Genomic DNA, 15,038 nt, shown 5'->3' with positions numbered 1-15,038 from the left:
ATCGCAGTCTAAAACACCACACACCCATCAGCCGCCTCGGCCTAACCGAGAACAACCTGTTGAGGCTCCACAGCTAGGCAGCAAGCTGCCAAGCTACACTATCCTCTCCCACTGGAGAGGAAGAAGCGGCACGCGTTCCACTTGTTACTCCACCATCGCCTTCACCAGCCTCGGCCGCCGGTCCTGCCCGACCGCCACAAAGGCGAACTCAGCCTCGGTCACCTTGTTCGCCTGTTCCGAATGCCGGTCGCGCGCCCAGGCCTCGACCTGCACCCGCATCGAGGTCCGCCCGACCTTGATCAGCCGGGCGAACACCGACACCTCGTCGCCGACAAAGACCGGGCGGTGGAAGGCCATGCCCTCCACCGCGATCGTCACTGCACGGCCGCCCGCATGACGCGAGGCGACCGAGGAAGCGGCGAGGTCCATCTGGCTCATCAGCCAGCCGCCGAAGATGTCACCATAGACATTGGCGTCGGCAGGCACCGCCGTCACGCGGACGGCGGGCTGCTCCTCCGGCATCGTCTCAGGCTGCGTCATAGGCGCCCCGCACGCGCATGCGCTGCGCCGCCGCGACCATTGCGATCAGCGCGGGTCGGACTTCCTCCCATTTGCGCGTCTTCAGGCCGCAATCCGGATTCACCCAGAGCTGCTCCGCCGGCAGGCGCTTGCCCGCCAAGGTCAACAACTCGGTCATCTCGGCTTCGGCCGGGATACGCGGCGCATGGATGTCGTACACGCCCGGCCCGATCTCGTTGGGATAGGCATAATCGGCAAAGGCATCGAGCAACTCCATCTGCGACCGGGCGGTTTCGATCGAGATGACGTCGGCGTCCATCGCGCCGATCGAGGGCAGGATGTCGTTGAATTCCGAGTAGCACATATGGGTGTGGATCTGGGTGTCGTCGCGCACGCCCGACGCGGTCAGCCGGAAACATTCGACCGCCCAGTCGAGATAGGCCTGCCAGTCGGCGCGACGCAGCGGAAGGCCCTCGCGCAGGGCTGCCTCGTCGATCTGGATCACCGCCGCGCCGGCGGCTTCCAGGTCGATCACCTCGTCGCGGATCGCCAGCGCGATCTCGCGGCAGCTTGCGCTGCGCGGCTGGTCGTCGCGCACGAACGACCAGTTGAGGATCGTGACCGGGCCGGTCAGCATGCCCTTCATCGGCTTGCCGGTCAGCGACTGGGCATAACGCCACCATTCGACCGTCATCGGCCTGGGCCGCGCGACATCGCCGTACAGGATCGGCGGCCGGACGCAGCGCGAGCCATAGCTCTGCACCCAGGCGCTGCGGGTGAAGGCGAAGCCGGAGAGCTGCTCCCCGAAATACTGGACCATGTCGTTGCGCTCGAACTCGCCATGCACCAGCACGTCGAGACCGATCTTCTCCTGCCACTCGACCGTCGCGGCGGTCTCGATGCGCAGGAACCGCTCATAGGCCAGGTCGTCGATCTCGCCCTTGATATGCGCCGCGCGCGCCTTGCGCACCTCCTGTGTCTGCGGGAAGGACCCGATCGTGGTGGTCGGGAAGCTCGGCAGGCCGAGCCGCGCCTGTTGCGCCGTGCGACGTTCCGCAAAGGGCGAGCTACGCTTCGCCATGTCCGCATCGACCGCCGCCAGCCGCGCCGCGACCGCGGGATTGTGAATCAGCGGCGAGGTCTTGCGCGCTTCCACCGCCGCGCGGGCCAGGGCCAGCGGTTCGGCGACTGATTCGGCGCCCTGGTTCAGCGCCTGAGCCAGGACCGACAATTCGCCGATCTTCTGCACCGCGAAAGCAAGCCATTGCCTCACCTCCGGATCGAGTGCCGTCTCGATCGCCAGATCGACCGGCACATGCAGCAGCGAGCAGGACGGCGCGAGCACCAGGTTGCGCTCCGCCGCGACCGGCGCGATGCGCGCGATCAGCGCGTCGAGATCGGCGCGCCAGACATTGCGCCCGTCGATCACGCCGAGCGACAGCAACAGGTCCGGCCGGGCGCGCTGCCACACCGCGTCGAGCTGCTCCGGCGCACGAACCAGGTCGATGTGCAGGCCGTGCACTGGCAGGTCGGTCGCCAGCTCCAGATTGTCGCCGAGCGCGCCGAAATAAGTCGCGAGCATCACCTTCGGCCCGTTGACCGAGAGGCGCTTATACGCCTGGCGCAGCGCAGCGCGCTGCTCGTCATCGAGATCGAGCACCAGGCAGGGCTCGTCGATCTGCACCCAGTCGGCGCCGGCGCGGGCGAGCTGCGCCAGCACTTCCTCATAAACCGGCAGCACCGCCTCGAGCAGTGCCAGTGGCGCGACATCCTTGCCCTTGGCGAGCGTCAGCCAGGTCACCGGCCCGAGCAGCACTGGCCGTGTGTGATAGCCGAGCGCCTTGGCCTCGAGGAATTCGTCCACCGCCTTGCTCGACGACAGCGCGAAGGCCTGCCCCGCGCTCAATTCCGGCACCATGTAGTGATAGTTGGTGTCGAACCACTTCGTCATTTCCTGCGCCGTGCTGTCCAGCCCGTGCGCGCAGCCTTCATGGCCCTTCGCGCTCTGCGCTCCTCGTGCCATCGCGAAGTACGTATCGAGGCCGAGCTTGCCGCCGCTCCAGCCATAACGCGCCGGCACCGCGCCGAGCATCGCCGAGATGTCGAGCACATGGTCGTAGAGCGAGAAATCGCCGCTCGGAATGATGTCCGCACCGAGCGCCTTTTGCCGCGCCCAGGCAGCGGCGCGCAGGCCCTGTGCGGCGAGCGACAGCGCCTCGGCGTCGGACTTGCCCGACCAGAAGCTTTCGAGCGCGAACTTCAGCTCGCGGCGCGGGCCGATGCGGGGGAAACCGAGGGTTGCGACTGAGATGGTCATCGTCTTGGCCTTGTATTGGGCAAGGTGACGGCCGGACGCGCGGCAACGGGCCGACGCCCCATGGCAAGCCAGGACGCGGTGCTGCACGCGGCCTGACCGGACACCCCGCCGGAGGACGTTATCTGACGAGGCAGGTCTCCTGGCTCGCGGGTCGATGCGACGATCCGGCCTTCCCGGTCCCTTGCCTGGACCAGTGACACGAATTGGACCGCCGCTCACCGCTCACAGTTGCGGGGGCAGCGCCGGAATGGACGCGAACCCTTGTGGGCACGCGCCGTCACCGGCTTCCCGTCTTAGCTCCGCCCGAAAACCGGACGGAGAACCTCGACAGTCACAAGGATAGCCATCGCGCGCGCCGCGTCAAGCATCATATAAAGAATTCTTTATATCGTTATATGCCGCAGAAAGCGCGCGCCCCTTAGGGGGTGTGCCAAAACTCTCCAACGGAAAAAGCACGCTTCCGCGGCCTTCGCCCTCGTGAAAATCCAACAATTGCACAGAAATCAGGCCTGACTTTTGGCACACGCCGGCATCGGCCTACGCGTCGAGGTCGCGGAGATCCCCGCCGCGTGTCTCGCGCCCGAACCAGGCGACCAGGCCAAGCGCCACCAGCGCCGGCGCCATGATGATGACTGCCGCCAGCCCCATGGACGGGATCAGCGCGGCAATGCTCAGGCCCTGCGCGAGCAGCCCGCCGGCCTTGGTACAGGCGGCAACCCAGCCGGTCGCCCGTCCACGCACCCGCAACGGGAAGCTCTCGGCCGTATAGGGCAGCAGGATGGCGAGGATGCCGTTCGACCCGACGATCAGCAGCGCGACCGGCAGCACCGGGCTGCCCGTTCCCGCCAGTTCGAGCCGCAGCACGCCGAGCAATCCGGCGAGCGTCACCCCGATCATCGTGACGAGCGACCATTTGGTGCTCCAGCGGCTGTACATCAGCGCGGCGAGGAACACGGTCGGAAAGGCGATCAGCGAGCTTTCCGCCAACAGCCGGCTCGACACCGCGACCGAATAGCCCTTGGCGACGAGATCGGCCGGCAGCCACAGCAACAGGCCGAAATTGATCAGGCCCCAGGTGAGCGCGGCCACCGTCAACGCGGTCAGCTTGCCGATCATCCGCCTGCCGGTCAGCGGCCCGTGACTCACCCCGGTCGTCGCCGGCGGCGGCCCGCGCCGGACGGTCGCGCCGAAGCGCCGCATCACTGCTTCCGCTTCCACCTTGCGCCCGCGCGCGAGCAGGAACTTCGCCGATTCGGGGATGAGCGCACCGAGCAGGATCAGGCTGAGGCCGGTCGGCAGATTCGCCAGCCACAATATGCGCCATCCGAAGATCGGCTGCAGCAGCGCCGACAGCCCGCTCGCCGCGAAATAGCCGCCGACCGCGCCGAGCCCGCCGACCAGCACCAGGCTCCAGCCACGATGCCGGTTGGGCATCATCTCGGCGAGCAGGGCATAGGTGACGGGCAGCATGCCGCCGGCCGCGGCGCCCATCATGAAGCACATGCCGATATTCCAGGCGAGCGACGGCATCGCGCCGCAGATCGAGGTGCCGACGAACATCACCGCCGAGAGCAGGATCGAGGCCTTGCGCCCATAGATATCGGCGATCACGCCCCAGACGACCGATCCCACCACCGTGCCCATCAGCGCGAAGAAGGGCACCAGCGACACGGTCGAGCGCGGCACGCCATATTCGCCGATCATGCCCGGCACGGTGAAACCGAGCGACGCCGGCTTCATCACATCGATGATCAGCGCGACGACCAGCACGATCATCAGCCGCCAATGCGCCCAGCCGAGCGCAGCATCTTCGGGCGCGGCGATGGTGATGTCCTCCGCCGCCGCGCGCTGCGCCGCGAGATTGCGCGGCAGCAGACCATAGGCCGCGACGATCACGCCGCCGATAATCAGGAACATGCCGAAGATCATGCCCGAATCCATCGGCATGCCAGCCAGATGATAGCCCATGTCCCTGGCCATCAGGAACATCGGTATATGAAGCAGGACCCCGGCCGTTACGGCCGCGCAGCCGAGAATGAACGCCCACAAGGCCTGACGATCGGACAAGCTATTCATGCGTGCAGCCATTCGATATCCCCGCTCCGCCGTTTGTCGTCGCGGCGCCCCGGGACAGCGATACCGCTATCATCGCGCGCTGGCCATGCCCCGCGCGCCGTCCCTATCCGCCGTCGCGCACGCGCTCATGGTGGCGGATCACTTCGTCGATGATGAAGCGCAGGAATTTCTCGGAGAAATCGGGATCGAGATCGGCCTGTTTGGCCAGCCCGCGCAGCCGGGTGATCTGCGCATCCTCGCGGCCCGGATCGGCGGGGGGCAGCCCGGCGGTCGCCTTGTAGCGGCCGACGGCCTGGGTCACCTTGAACCGCTCAGCGAGCAGGAAGACCAGCGCCGCGTCGATATTGTCGATGCTCTGGCGATAGCCGCTGAGCGTTTCGTCGGTCACCTTGCCGTCCCCACCAGTTCGCCCGGCCTTTTGCGGACACGCGTGGCGACGCGCAACCCCGAAAGGCTGACGTTCACGCCCGCAAAGGCTTGCCTTTACCCGGTCATGCGGCCACATCGCAGGCACCATGAGCGCCACGATCCACCGCCTCGATACCCAGCGCCAGCCGTCGCTTGAACCGATGGTCCAACTGGTCGCCGGCGATCTCAACCTCGTCAACGCGGTGATCCTGTCGCGGATGCAGTCCGAGATTCCGCTGATCCCCGAACTGGCCGGCCATCTCATCGCCGGCGGCGGCAAGCGCATGCGCCCGATGCTGACGCTCGCGAGCGCGCGCCTGCTCGGTTATACGGGGGCGCGGCACCACCGCCTGGCCGCCGCGGTCGAGTTCATCCACACCGCCACCCTGCTGCACGACGATGTGGTCGACGGGTCGGACTTGCGCCGGGGGAAACGCACCGCCAACCTCATCTGGGGCAACCCGGCGAGCGTATTGGTCGGCGACTTCCTGTTCAGCCGCTCGTTCGAACTGATGGTCGAGGACGGCAGCCTGAAGGTGTTGAAGATCCTGTCGGGCGCCAGCGCGATCATCGCCGAGGGTGAGGTCAATCAGCTGACCGCCGCGCGCCGGATCGATATCGGCGAGGAACGCTATCTCGACATCATCGGCGCGAAGACCGCCGCCCTGTTCGCCGCCGCCTGCCGCATCGCCGCCGTCGTCGCCGAACGGCCCGAGGCCGAGGAAATGGCGCTCGACGCTTATGGCCGCAATCTCGGCATCGCCTTCCAGCTCGTCGACGATGCGATCGACTATGTCTCGGACGCGGGCACGATGGGCAAGGACGCGGGCGACGATTTCCGCGAGGGCAAGTCCACGCTGCCGGTCATCCTCGCTTATGCGCGTGGCAGCGCCGAGGACCGGATATTCTGGAAGGCGGCGATCGAGGGGCATCGCTCCAGCGACGAGGATTTCGCCCACGCCGTCTCGCTGATCCGCTCGACCCGCGCGGTCGACGACACGCTCGCCCGGGCGCGCCATTATGGCCAGCGCGCGATTGACGCGATCGGCAGCTTCGCGCCGAGCCAGGCCAAGGATGCGATGGTCGAAGCCGTCGAGTTCGCGGTGGCGCGGGCTTACTGAGGCTGCGACGGGCGCGCCCGTCCTTGAAATGCTCCGCGCGCCCATCGCCGGATTTTGGATTCACGCGAAGACGCGAAGACGCAAAGCTTGAGTTCCGGACGGTACTGCCACGCGATCAGCGTCGAACACGACATCTTCGCGCCTTCGTCTCTTCGCGTGCAATTCTTCCAACCCACCCGCGAACGGGAGAGGTCGGGCACCAGCTAGTGCCGGTGAGTCTCCACCACCGGTGCGCAAGGTAGCGGATCGCTTTCGCTGCCGATGATCTCCACCTGCAACGTCGCATGGCCGATGTCGAAGCGGTGCTTCAGCATCTCCTGCGCTTCGCCCAGGAACCCGTCGCCGGGATGACCGTCGGGCATCACCAGATGTGCGGTCAGCACCGTCTCGGTCGTGCTCATCGGCCAGATATGGACATGGTGGACACGCGCGACGCCGGGCAGCGTGCGCAGCGACATGCGCACCTTGTCGTAATCGATCCCACGCGGAACGGCGCCGAGCGACATCTCGACCGATTCGCGCAGCAAGCCCCAGGTCTGCCAGAAGATCAGCGCGGCAATGGCGATGCTGACGATCGGATCGATCCACAGCTCGCCGGTCCACAAGATCGCAAGGCCCGCGACGACCACGCCCGCCGACACCGCCGCATCGGCCGCCATGTGCAGGAAGGCACCGCGGATGTTGATGTCGTTCTTGCTCCCGCGCACGAACAACAGGGCGGTCGCGACATTGACCACGATGCCGATCGCCGCGACGATCGCGACGGTGCCGCCCTCGACCGGCGCCGGCGCCGCCATGCGCTGCGCCGCCGCCAGCACGATCGCGCCGAGCGCGACGAGTAGCAGCAGCGCGTTGGTCAGCGCGGCCAGGATCGTCGTTCCCTTCAGTCCATAAGTGAAGCGCTTCGACGCCGCCCGCCGCCCGAGCGCAACGGCGCCCCAGGCGACCGCGAGCCCCAGTACGTCCGACAGATTGTGCCCGGCATCCGCCAGCAGCGCGACCGAGTCGGCGATGAAACCGAACGCCGCCTCGGTGACGACGAAGCCCAGGTTGAGCGCGATGCCGATGGCGAAGGCGCGGTCATGGCCGGAAGCGGGTGCGTGGGAATGGCCGTGATGGCCGTGACCACTATGGGAATGCCCGTGCGAATGGCCGTGATGATGGCTGTGGTCGGCCACGCGATTCTCCGTCTGTTGCCAGGGGCGTACCATCGCTCGCCCGCGATATGCTAGGACATGGAGCGATCAGGTACAGCTCTCATCCAGCCCGTTGTCGTTACGCAGGAATTCCGCTGACTTCCCTCCCCATCCATGCCGTGCTGCCCAATCTGCTCGCCGCGTTGCGGGCGGGGTCGAACGCCGTGCTGGTCGCGCCGCCGGGCGCGGGCAAAACGACCGCGGTGGCGCCTGCCCTGCTGGGCGAAGCTTGGTGCACCGGCGAAATCCTCCTGCTCTCGCCGCGGCGCCTGGCTGCGCGAGCGGCGGGCGAGCGCATGGCGATGCTGGCAGGCGAGCCGGTCGGCAAGATCTTCGGTTACGCCACGCGGATGGATTCGAAGCGATCGGCCGAGACGCGTGTCACGGTCGTCACCGAGGGCATCTTCGTCAACCGTATCCAGGCCGATCCGGAATTGGCCGGCGTCTCCGCGGTGCTGTTCGATGAAGTGCATGAGCGCAGCCTCGACAGCGATTTCGGGCTGGCGCTCGCGCTCGACGCGCAGGGCGCGCTCAGGCCCGACCTGCGGATCGTGGCGATGTCGGCGACGCTCGACGGCGCGCGCTTCTCGACCCTGATGGCCAAAGAATCGCATAACCTCGCGCCGGTGATCGAAAGCGAGGGCCGCAGCCACCCCCTGACGCTCCGCCATATCGGCCGCGCGGCGGAGGCGCGGATCGAGGATTCAGTCGCGGGCGCGATCAAGCTGGCACTGCGCGAAGAAACCGGCGGCGTGCTCGCCTTCCTGCCCGGCGTGGCCGAGATCGAGCGCACCGCCGAGCGGATCAAGGGTCTGGGCGACGACATCGTGCTGCACCGGCTGCACGGCAGTCTCGACCCCGGCGCCCAGCGCGCCGCGATCGCACCCGACCCACAGGGGCGGCGCAAGATCGTGCTCGCCACCTCGATCGCCGAGACCAGCCTGACGCTCGACGGCATCTCCGTGGTGGTCGATTCGGGGCTGGCGCGTCGACCGCGCTACGACCGGGCGGCCGGCATGACGCGCCTCGTCACCGAACGGGCGAGCCAGGCCGCCGTGACTCAGCGCGCCGGTCGCGCCGCGCGGCAGATGCCAGGCGTCGCCTATCGGCTGTGGGAGGAAGCGGCGACCGCTGGCCTCCCGCGCTTCGATCCGCCCGAGATCCTGGAAGCCGATCTGTCGGCCTTGACGCTCGACTGCGCCCTGTGGGGCGTGGCCGATCCGCGCACCCTCGCCTGGCTCGACCCACCCCCCGCCGCCGCGATCGACGAGGCGCGCAGCCGCTTGACCGTGCTGGAGGCGATCGATGCGGATGGCCGGCCGACCCTGCATGGCAAAGCCATCGCCCGCCTGCCGCTGCCGCCACGGCTCGGGCACATGCTGGTGCGCGCGGGGGAGATCGGCCTCGCCGAAACGGCAGCCGAAGTCGCCGTGCTGCTTGGCGAACGTGGGCTTGGCGGGACCGATACAGACCTTGAGAGTCGCGTACGGCGGTGGCGCACGGAACGCGGACCACGGGCAGAAGGCGGCCGAAAACTGGCGAAACGCTGGGCAAGCCTTCGCCCCCTCACCTCCGGGGAGAGCGCCGGGGCGGGAAGAAGGAGTGATGGTGTCGCCACCTGCATCGCCCTCGCTTTCCCCGATCGCATCGCCAAACGCCGCGACTCCAGCGGCGAAACCTGGGCCTCGGCCGGCGGCCGCGGGTTCAAGCTCGACCCCACCTCCTCGCTCGCCCGCAACGAATGGCTCGCCGTCGCCGAAACCCAAGGCATGGCCTCCGGCGCGCGCATCCTCTCCGCCGCGCCGATCGATCTCGCCACGGTCGAATCGCTCTTCGGCGATCGCATCGAAACCCGGCGCAGCGTCCGCTTCGATCCGGCGACCGGCGGGGTGCAGGCGTTGCGCGAACGTCGCCTCGGCGCGATCCGGCTCTCAAGCGGGCCGGATTCCAACGCCAATCCGGAGGAGCTTGCCGCCGCCTTGCTCGCCGGCGTGCAAGCCGGCGGCTTCTCCCTGCTGCCCTGGAGCGAGGCGGCCCGCGCACTGCTCGATCGCATCGCCTTTGTCCGCGAGGCAGGCGGGTCAGTGGACGAGATCGACGAAGCGCATCTGCTCGCCCGCGCCGACGAATGGCTCGTGCCGCTGCTCGTCGGCAAAAGGCGCCTCGATGCGCTCGATACCGGGGCGCTGGCCGAATCGCTGCGTGCGGTGATCGGTTGGGATACGCTCAGGACGCTCGACACGCTGGCACCGACGCATTTCCATTCGCCTGCCGGGACCAGCCACCCGATCGACTATGCAGCCGACGGCGGCCCCCGGGTCGAGTTACGCCCCCAGCAGCTGTTCGGCCTCGCGGCGCACCCCAGCGTCGCGGGCGGGCGCGTGCCATTGGTGCTGAGCCTCACCTCGCCGGCCGGCCGGCCGATCCAGACCACGCGCGACCTGCCCGGTTTCTGGGCGGGCAGCTGGGCCGCAGTCGCCAGGGAGATGCGCGGGCGCTATCCCCGTCATCCCTGGCCCGACGACCCCGCCGGGGCGGCACCGACGACCCGGACGAAAAATGCGGATGCACGCCGCGCCCAACCGCGATAGAGGGCGCAAGAGAGTTTCGAGGACAAGACCATGGCCACCGCCCGCATCTACCAGCGCCCCAAGAACGCGATGCAATCGGGCCGCGCGCGCACCGACGCGTGGCTGCTCGAATTCTCGCCCGCTGAAGCCAAGCGCCCGGACCCGCTGACTGGCTGGGCAGGCTCGGGCGACACGCGCGAGCAGGTCCGGCTCGGCTTCCCCACGCAGGAAGCGGCGATCGCCTATGCCGAGCGCGAAGGCCTGGCCTTCACCGTGATCGCGGCGCCCGAACGGAAACTCAAGCTCCAGGCCTATGCCGACAATTTCCGGTGACGCCCAAGCTGCTGGTGCGGCGCTGGATCGCCGCTTTCAATAATGCCGATGTCGATGCACTGGCCGCCCTGTACCGGCCCGATGCGACCAACCACCAGGTGGCACTCGAACCCGTCCATGGCCGCGACGCGATCCGCGCGATGTTCGAACGCGAATTCGCCGCCGCGACGATGGAATGCATCCCCGAGAATCTGTTCGAAGACGGCGAATGGGCGATCCTGGAATGGCGCGACCCGAACGGCCTGCACGGCTGCGGCTTCTTCCATGTGATCGACGGTCATATCGCGCTTCAGCGCGGCTATTGGGACCGGCTCAGTTTCGAGGCGGCGCAGAAGGGCTAGCCCTGCGACGTCACCCCAGGATCGACGGGCTCAGCAGCAGGAACATCCGAACGTCGATCGCAACGCCCTCGGCGCGCTTGGCCGCGACGAAATCGACGATCCCGTCAAGCGGCACGCGGTGGACGGTGATGTCCTCATCGCCATGCCCGCCGCCATCGCTCACCTTGGTAAGACCGGTTGCGCGCACCAGGGTGAAACCTTCCGAGACCATGCCGGGCGAGGACTGGAAATAGCCGATCGTCTCGACCTTGTCCGGGCGATAGCCGGTTTCCTCCTCCAGCTCGCGCGCAGCGGAGGTCTCGGGCGCCTCGCCTTCCTCCTCGTCGCCGACCAGGCCAGCGGGAAGCTCGATGCAGCGCTTGCCCAATGGCACCCGGTACTGCTCGACCAGGATCACCTCGCCATTGTCGATCGCGAGGATTACCGCCGCCTGGATGCCGCGCGCGCGGGAGACATATTCCCAGGTGCCCTGCTTCTTCACGACGATGTATTTGCCAGCCCAGACCGTCTCGGCGGGTTCAGTCATAGTTCGATCAGCCTGTCCGGGAGTTCGTTGCGGTCGGTTTCGGTCTTGGGAAAATTCTCGGACAGGATCGCCCCGATCTGCGCGACCGCCGCGCCCATGCCCTGCGCTGGTCGGCCTTCACGGACTTCATCGACCAGCGCAGCCATCGCATCGCCCCAGCGTTCGGCGGGCACCGCTTTGTGGATTGCCTCGTCAGCGACGATCTCCGCCATGCGCTCGTCGAGCGAGAGGTAGAGCAGGATGCCGACGCGCGCCTGGGTGCGGCGTTCCGCTCCCACCTTGAAATACTGGATCGCCCGGCGCCGCACGCGCCGTGCCCGCGTGGCCTTCGGAGTCAGCGCCATGCGCAACGGCGCCCAGGCCAGCGCGTAGCGGACGATCAGAAAGACGATCGTCTCGGCGATCAGCACCGAGAAGAGGATGGTGCGGGCACTAACCTCGCCCCAGCCGTTGGAGAACCAGGCGAATTTCGCCTCGAACGTCCCCGGGCTCATCGCCGCAAGCGCGATCACCGCCAGCGCCGCGGCAAAGGCGTAATGGAGAGCAGCATCATGGTACTGATCCGATCGCTCGCTCACGATCGTCACGATCTCGCCGTCGGTACCTTCTTCGGCGCGGGTGACCGCATCGGCGACCAGCTTGTGCCCCTCGGCGTTCAAATGCTCGATTCGCGCCATCACCAGCTCCCCGACGCCCCGCCGCCCCCGCCGGAGCCGCCGCCGCCCGAGAAGCCCCCACCGCCGCCCCAATCGGAGCCGCCACCGCTGCCCCAGTCGGAACCGCCTCCGCTACTCCAGCCACTGCCCCAGCCGCCGCCCGATCCGCCACCCAGCCCCGGCCCCCACAGGATCACCGGAGCGATGCCGCTCCGATAGCGCCGACCGCTCGTACCCCGCCGGAAACGGGACAGGATGATGAACGCGACCACGATGATCCAGAAGATCACAACAAACGGGATACTGGTGCCGCTGTCGTTCGATCGGGACCGTGCGGCGGGCTTGCTCACCTGTTGCACGGCACGCGCCTCCGCGGCCTCGAGTGGCAGCTTCATCTGCTCGCCGATCGCATCGGCTCCGGCAACAATGCCGCCAGCCATATCCCCGGCCTTGAACCTCGGCAGGATCGTGTCGTTGATGATCATGCTCGACAGCGCGTCGGTCATGATCGGTTCAAGGCCATAGCCCACCTCGATCCGGACCTTGCGCTCATTCGGGGCTACGATCAGGATAATGCCGTTGTTGGCGCCCTTTTGCCCGATGGCCCAGCCGCGGATCAGCTTGTTGCCATAATCCTCGATCGGATAGCCTTGGAGATCCGGGATCGTCGCGACCACGAGTTGGCGCGACGATGCCTTTTCGATGCCGTCGGACAATTGGGTGAGTTGCGTCACCTGCTCGGGCGACAACAGCTTGGCGTCGTCGACCACCCGGCCAGTGAGCTTGGGAATGGTCTGGGCAGATGCAGCCTGAAGCCCGCAGAGCAGCGTCAACGCCACTACCAGTATCAGGCGAAGGAAACGGTTCATGCGGCGAGCCTTTGTGCAGGCGTTATTTCACGAATCACGCCGTCCACCCCGACAGCGATGCCGCGCGGATAGTCGCCCGCGCGAAATGCCGGCAGGATCGCGGTGTCGATGATGGCCTTCGCTTCTTCGTCGCGCAGCGCCTTCTCAAGGCCGTAGCCCACCTCGATACGAACCTTGCGCTCGTTCGGCGCGACGATGAGCATCACGCCGTCGTTGATGCCCTTGCGACCGATGCCCCAGCTTCGCAGCATGGTAACCCCGTAGTCCTCAATCGTGTGGCCACCCAGACCAGTGACCGTGACGACGACGAACTGGTGCCCGGTGTCCTTTTCGAGCTTCGCCAATCTGTCGGACAGCAAAGACCGGGACGAGGCCGGTATCAGATTCGCGGCATCCACGACACGATCCGACAGGGTCGGAAAATCATATCCCGCGGGCGCGACGGGCTTGGCCGGGGCGGATGTGCCGCACCCGGTCAGCACTAGCAGCAGGGCGAGCGATCGGATCAGCTGGCGTTCCCGAAATTGACCGTCGGGGCCGTTTCGGCGCCCGGTGTGGTCGCCTGGAAGGGCGCCATCGGCTTCGAACCGTAGAACACCTTCGCACCGATCGCGTCAGGGAAGGTGCGGATACGGGTATTATAGGCCTGCACAGCGTCGTTATAGTCCTTCCGCGCGATCGTGATGCGGTTCTCGGTGCCCTCGAGCTGGCTCATCAAGGTCGTGTAATTGCCCTGACTCTTCAGTTCGGGATAGGCCTCCTGCAGGCGCTGGAGATTCAGCGTCACGCCGGCCTGCGCCCGCTCATAGGCCGCCACCTTGGCCGGATCGGTGAGGTCGTCACCCGACAATTTAACCTGCGACGCCGAAGCACGCGCCTGGGTGACCTGAACCAGGATATCCTTCTCCTGCGCGCCGGCCGCCTTCACCGTGGCGACGAGATTGGGAATGAGATCGGCGCGGCGCTGATAGGTGTTCTGCACATCGGCCCAGCGCGCCTTGGCGTTTTCCTCCGCCGTGGGGACGCTGTTGAGGCCGCAGGCGGAGAGCGCGATGGCGGACATCAGCGCGAAGACGGCACGGTATTTCATGAACAATCCCTCCAACCCTTGCGCGCCCATGATAGGCGACTAGCCTAGGCACGCGGAAGTGAAATCGGATGGAGGCGTCGCATGTTCAAGGAGTTCAAGGCATTCATCGCACGGGGCAACGTGCTTGATCTCGCTGTCGCGGTGATCATCGGCGCGGCTTTCGGCAAGATCGTGACCTCGCTGACCGACGACGTGCTGATGCCCGTGATCGGCAGGATCTTCGGCGGGCTCGATTTCTCCAGCTATTTCGTCGTGCTTGGGAAGGTGCCCGAGGCGCTGGCCGGATCGACCGATTATGCTGCGTTGAAAAAGGCCGGGGTGCCGGTGTTCGGCTATGGCGCGTTCATCACCCAGGCCGTCAATTTCCTGATCCTGGCCTTCATCATCTTCCTGCTCGTACGCGCCGCGAACAAGCTGATCGCGAAGCCGGAAGAAACACCCGCCGAGCCCGCCGCCGAGCCGGCGGACGTCACGCTGCTGCGCGAGATCCGGGACGAACTGAAGAAGCGCTGAGCCTCACGCCCTCTCCCCTTAGCGGGAGAGGGAAGGGTTTATGCCGCGGCGAGGTCCTCGGCGCGGGAATCGGCCAGGCTGGTGCCGTCGAGGATTCGCGCGGTCTCGTCGCGCACACGGGCCATCGCATGACGGATGGCGCAACTCGCCTCGTCCTTGCAATCACGGCAGGGGCGATAGGCCGTACGGCTGACGCAGGGGACCAGCGCAAGCGGCCCTTCGATCACTCGGATGATCTCGCCGAGCGAAATGAGGTGAGTCGGACGCGACAGGCAGTAACCGCCCATCTTGCCGCGGTGGCTGTGCAGGAAACCCGCCTCGCGCAGATCGGCCAGGATCAGCTCCAGGAACTTGCGCGGGACATTCGCCTCGGCAGCAATCCGGTTCATCGGGATGGGGGGACCGCCCGCGGGCGCCTCAGCCAGAAAGATCATCGCGCGGAGCGCGTAACGGGAACGCTGTGTCAACATAGCGTGTCCGATATGGACTCATATTGTGGCGAG

The 15,038-nt window shown here is 66.9% G+C and carries 16 protein-coding genes and 1 riboswitch; of the genes, 5 read left to right on the top strand and 11 right to left on the bottom strand.

Translation table 11 applies throughout. The features are described 5' to 3' along the window. Positions 1–144: 144 nt before the first annotated feature. The 4 genes from AC1RT8_RS24625 to AC1RT8_RS24610 form a co-directional block, all read right to left on the bottom strand. The gene (locus AC1RT8_RS24625) at positions 145–540 is read right to left on the bottom strand and encodes an acyl-CoA thioesterase (RefSeq protein ID WP_493079192.1); all 396 of its coding nucleotides are present in this window, start codon (positions 538–540) and stop codon (positions 145–147) included. Beyond that, positions 527–2,836 (bottom strand): 5-methyltetrahydropteroyltriglutamate--homocysteine S-methyltransferase, encoded by a 2,310-nt coding sequence (metE, locus tag AC1RT8_RS24620; protein WP_493079190.1) that lies wholly within the window; start codon positions 2,834–2,836, stop codon positions 527–529. The genes AC1RT8_RS24625 and metE overlap by 14 nt, the downstream gene beginning before the upstream one ends. 112 nt (positions 2,837–2,948) lie before the next feature. Further along, positions 2,949–3,178: riboswitch (cobalamin riboswitch) on the bottom strand. Positions 3,179–3,373: 195 nt separating this feature from the next. Further along, the gene (locus AC1RT8_RS24615) at positions 3,374–4,912 is read right to left on the bottom strand and encodes an MFS transporter (RefSeq protein ID WP_493079188.1); all 1,539 of its coding nucleotides are present in this window, start codon (positions 4,910–4,912) and stop codon (positions 3,374–3,376) included. Positions 4,913–5,015: 103 nt separating this feature from the next. Next, positions 5,016–5,300, bottom strand: a complete 285-nt coding sequence (locus AC1RT8_RS24610; RefSeq protein WP_493079187.1) for a chorismate mutase — start codon at positions 5,298–5,300, stop codon at positions 5,016–5,018. A 127-nt stretch (positions 5,301–5,427) separates the two neighbouring features. On the opposite strand from AC1RT8_RS24610, the gene AC1RT8_RS24605 reads away from it, so the two are divergent. Next, on the top strand, positions 5,428–6,441 hold the full coding sequence (locus AC1RT8_RS24605) for a polyprenyl synthetase family protein (RefSeq protein WP_493079185.1): 1,014 nt from the start codon (positions 5,428–5,430) through the stop codon (positions 6,439–6,441). 203 nt (positions 6,442–6,644) lie between these two features. Here AC1RT8_RS24605 and AC1RT8_RS24600 read toward each other — a convergent pair whose 3' ends face one another. Then, a complete protein-coding gene (locus AC1RT8_RS24600; protein WP_493079183.1) occupies positions 6,645–7,619 on the bottom strand; it encodes a cation diffusion facilitator family transporter in 975 nt (324 codons plus the stop codon). A gap of 113 nt (positions 7,620–7,732) precedes the next feature. Between AC1RT8_RS24600 and hrpB the strand changes: the two genes are divergently transcribed. The 3 genes from hrpB to AC1RT8_RS24585 are packed head-to-tail and all read left to right on the top strand — an operon-like array spanning position 7,733 to position 10,881. Further along, complete coding sequence (gene hrpB / locus AC1RT8_RS24595) at positions 7,733–10,228, top strand: ATP-dependent helicase HrpB (protein WP_493079198.1); 2,496 nt, start codon at positions 7,733–7,735, stop codon at positions 10,226–10,228. Positions 10,229–10,258: 30 nt separating this feature from the next. After that, positions 10,259–10,540, top strand: a complete 282-nt coding sequence (locus AC1RT8_RS24590; RefSeq protein ID WP_372855671.1) for an ETC complex I subunit — start codon at positions 10,259–10,261, stop codon at positions 10,538–10,540. After that, complete coding sequence (locus AC1RT8_RS24585) at positions 10,537–10,881, top strand: nuclear transport factor 2 family protein (protein ID WP_493079181.1); 345 nt, start codon at positions 10,537–10,539, stop codon at positions 10,879–10,881. Before AC1RT8_RS24590 ends, AC1RT8_RS24585 begins: the two co-directional genes overlap by 4 nt. A 10-nt stretch (positions 10,882–10,891) precedes the next feature. Here AC1RT8_RS24585 and AC1RT8_RS24580 read toward each other — a convergent pair whose 3' ends face one another. The 5 genes from AC1RT8_RS24580 to AC1RT8_RS24560 form a co-directional block, all read right to left on the bottom strand. Next, positions 10,892–11,407, bottom strand: coding sequence for an NUDIX hydrolase (locus tag AC1RT8_RS24580; RefSeq protein ID WP_493079179.1), 516 nt, complete (start codon positions 11,405–11,407; stop codon positions 10,892–10,894). Beyond that, positions 11,404–12,084 (bottom strand): TPM domain-containing protein, encoded by a 681-nt coding sequence (locus AC1RT8_RS24575; RefSeq protein ID WP_493079177.1) that lies wholly within the window; start codon positions 12,082–12,084, stop codon positions 11,404–11,406. The genes AC1RT8_RS24580 and AC1RT8_RS24575 overlap by 4 nt, the downstream gene beginning before the upstream one ends. Further along, positions 12,084–12,932 carry a TPM domain-containing protein gene (locus AC1RT8_RS24570; RefSeq protein ID WP_493079175.1) on the bottom strand — a complete coding sequence of 283 codons (849 nt, stop codon included), beginning with the start codon at positions 12,930–12,932 and terminating at the stop codon, positions 12,084–12,086. The genes AC1RT8_RS24575 and AC1RT8_RS24570 overlap by 1 nt, the downstream gene beginning before the upstream one ends. Continuing rightward, positions 12,929–13,330 carry a TPM domain-containing protein gene (locus tag AC1RT8_RS24565; RefSeq protein ID WP_493079174.1) on the bottom strand — a complete coding sequence of 134 codons (402 nt, stop codon included), beginning with the start codon at positions 13,328–13,330 and terminating at the stop codon, positions 12,929–12,931. The genes AC1RT8_RS24570 and AC1RT8_RS24565 overlap by 4 nt, the downstream gene beginning before the upstream one ends. A 107-nt stretch (positions 13,331–13,437) precedes the next feature. Continuing rightward, positions 13,438–14,022 (bottom strand): LemA family protein, encoded by a 585-nt coding sequence (locus AC1RT8_RS24560; protein WP_372855681.1) that lies wholly within the window; start codon positions 14,020–14,022, stop codon positions 13,438–13,440. Positions 14,023–14,103: 81 nt separating this feature from the next. Here AC1RT8_RS24560 and mscL point away from each other — a divergent pair, with 81 nt between their 5' ends. Next, positions 14,104–14,535, top strand: a complete 432-nt coding sequence (gene mscL / locus AC1RT8_RS24555; protein WP_493079172.1) for a large conductance mechanosensitive channel protein MscL — start codon at positions 14,104–14,106, stop codon at positions 14,533–14,535. A gap of 38 nt (positions 14,536–14,573) precedes the next feature. Here the strand turns inward: mscL and AC1RT8_RS24550 are convergent, their stop codons facing one another. Further along, positions 14,574–15,005: an RrF2 family transcriptional regulator gene (locus AC1RT8_RS24550; protein ID WP_372855684.1), complete on the bottom strand. Its 432-nt coding sequence runs from the start codon at positions 15,003–15,005 to the stop codon at positions 14,574–14,576. Between the last annotated feature and the right edge of the window lie 33 nt (positions 15,006–15,038).

This window comes from Sphingomonas sp. GW821-FHT10F11, assembly GCF_058809095.1.
This window is presented reverse-complemented; position numbering and strand designations above follow the sequence as displayed.

Bases quoted from the DNA above. Each gene is read 5' to 3' on its own strand.
- AC1RT8_RS24625 (WP_493079192.1), bottom strand. From the start codon at position 540: ATGACGCAGCCTGAGACGATGCCGGAGGAGCAGCCCGCCGTCCGCGTG.
- metE (WP_493079190.1), bottom strand. From the start codon at position 2,836: ATGACCATCTCAGTCGCAACCCTCGGTTTCCCCCGCATCGGCCCGCGC.
- AC1RT8_RS24615 (WP_493079188.1), bottom strand. From the start codon at position 4,912: ATGAATAGCTTGTCCGATCGTCAGGCCTTGTGGGCGTTCATTCTCGGC.
- AC1RT8_RS24605 (WP_493079185.1), top strand. From the start codon at position 5,428: ATGAGCGCCACGATCCACCGCCTCGATACCCAGCGCCAGCCGTCGCTT.
- AC1RT8_RS24590 (WP_372855671.1), top strand. From the start codon at position 10,259: ATGGCCACCGCCCGCATCTACCAGCGCCCCAAGAACGCGATGCAATCG.
- AC1RT8_RS24580 (WP_493079179.1), bottom strand. From the start codon at position 11,407: ATGACTGAACCCGCCGAGACGGTCTGGGCTGGCAAATACATCGTCGTG.
- AC1RT8_RS24575 (WP_493079177.1), bottom strand. From the start codon at position 12,084: ATGGCGCGAATCGAGCATTTGAACGCCGAGGGGCACAAGCTGGTCGCC.
- AC1RT8_RS24570 (WP_493079175.1), bottom strand. From the start codon at position 12,932: ATGAACCGTTTCCTTCGCCTGATACTGGTAGTGGCGTTGACGCTGCTC.
- AC1RT8_RS24560 (WP_372855681.1), bottom strand. From the start codon at position 14,022: ATGAAATACCGTGCCGTCTTCGCGCTGATGTCCGCCATCGCGCTCTCC.
- mscL (WP_493079172.1), top strand. From the start codon at position 14,104: ATGTTCAAGGAGTTCAAGGCATTCATCGCACGGGGCAACGTGCTTGAT.
- AC1RT8_RS24550 (WP_372855684.1), bottom strand. From the start codon at position 15,005: ATGTTGACACAGCGTTCCCGTTACGCGCTCCGCGCGATGATCTTTCTG.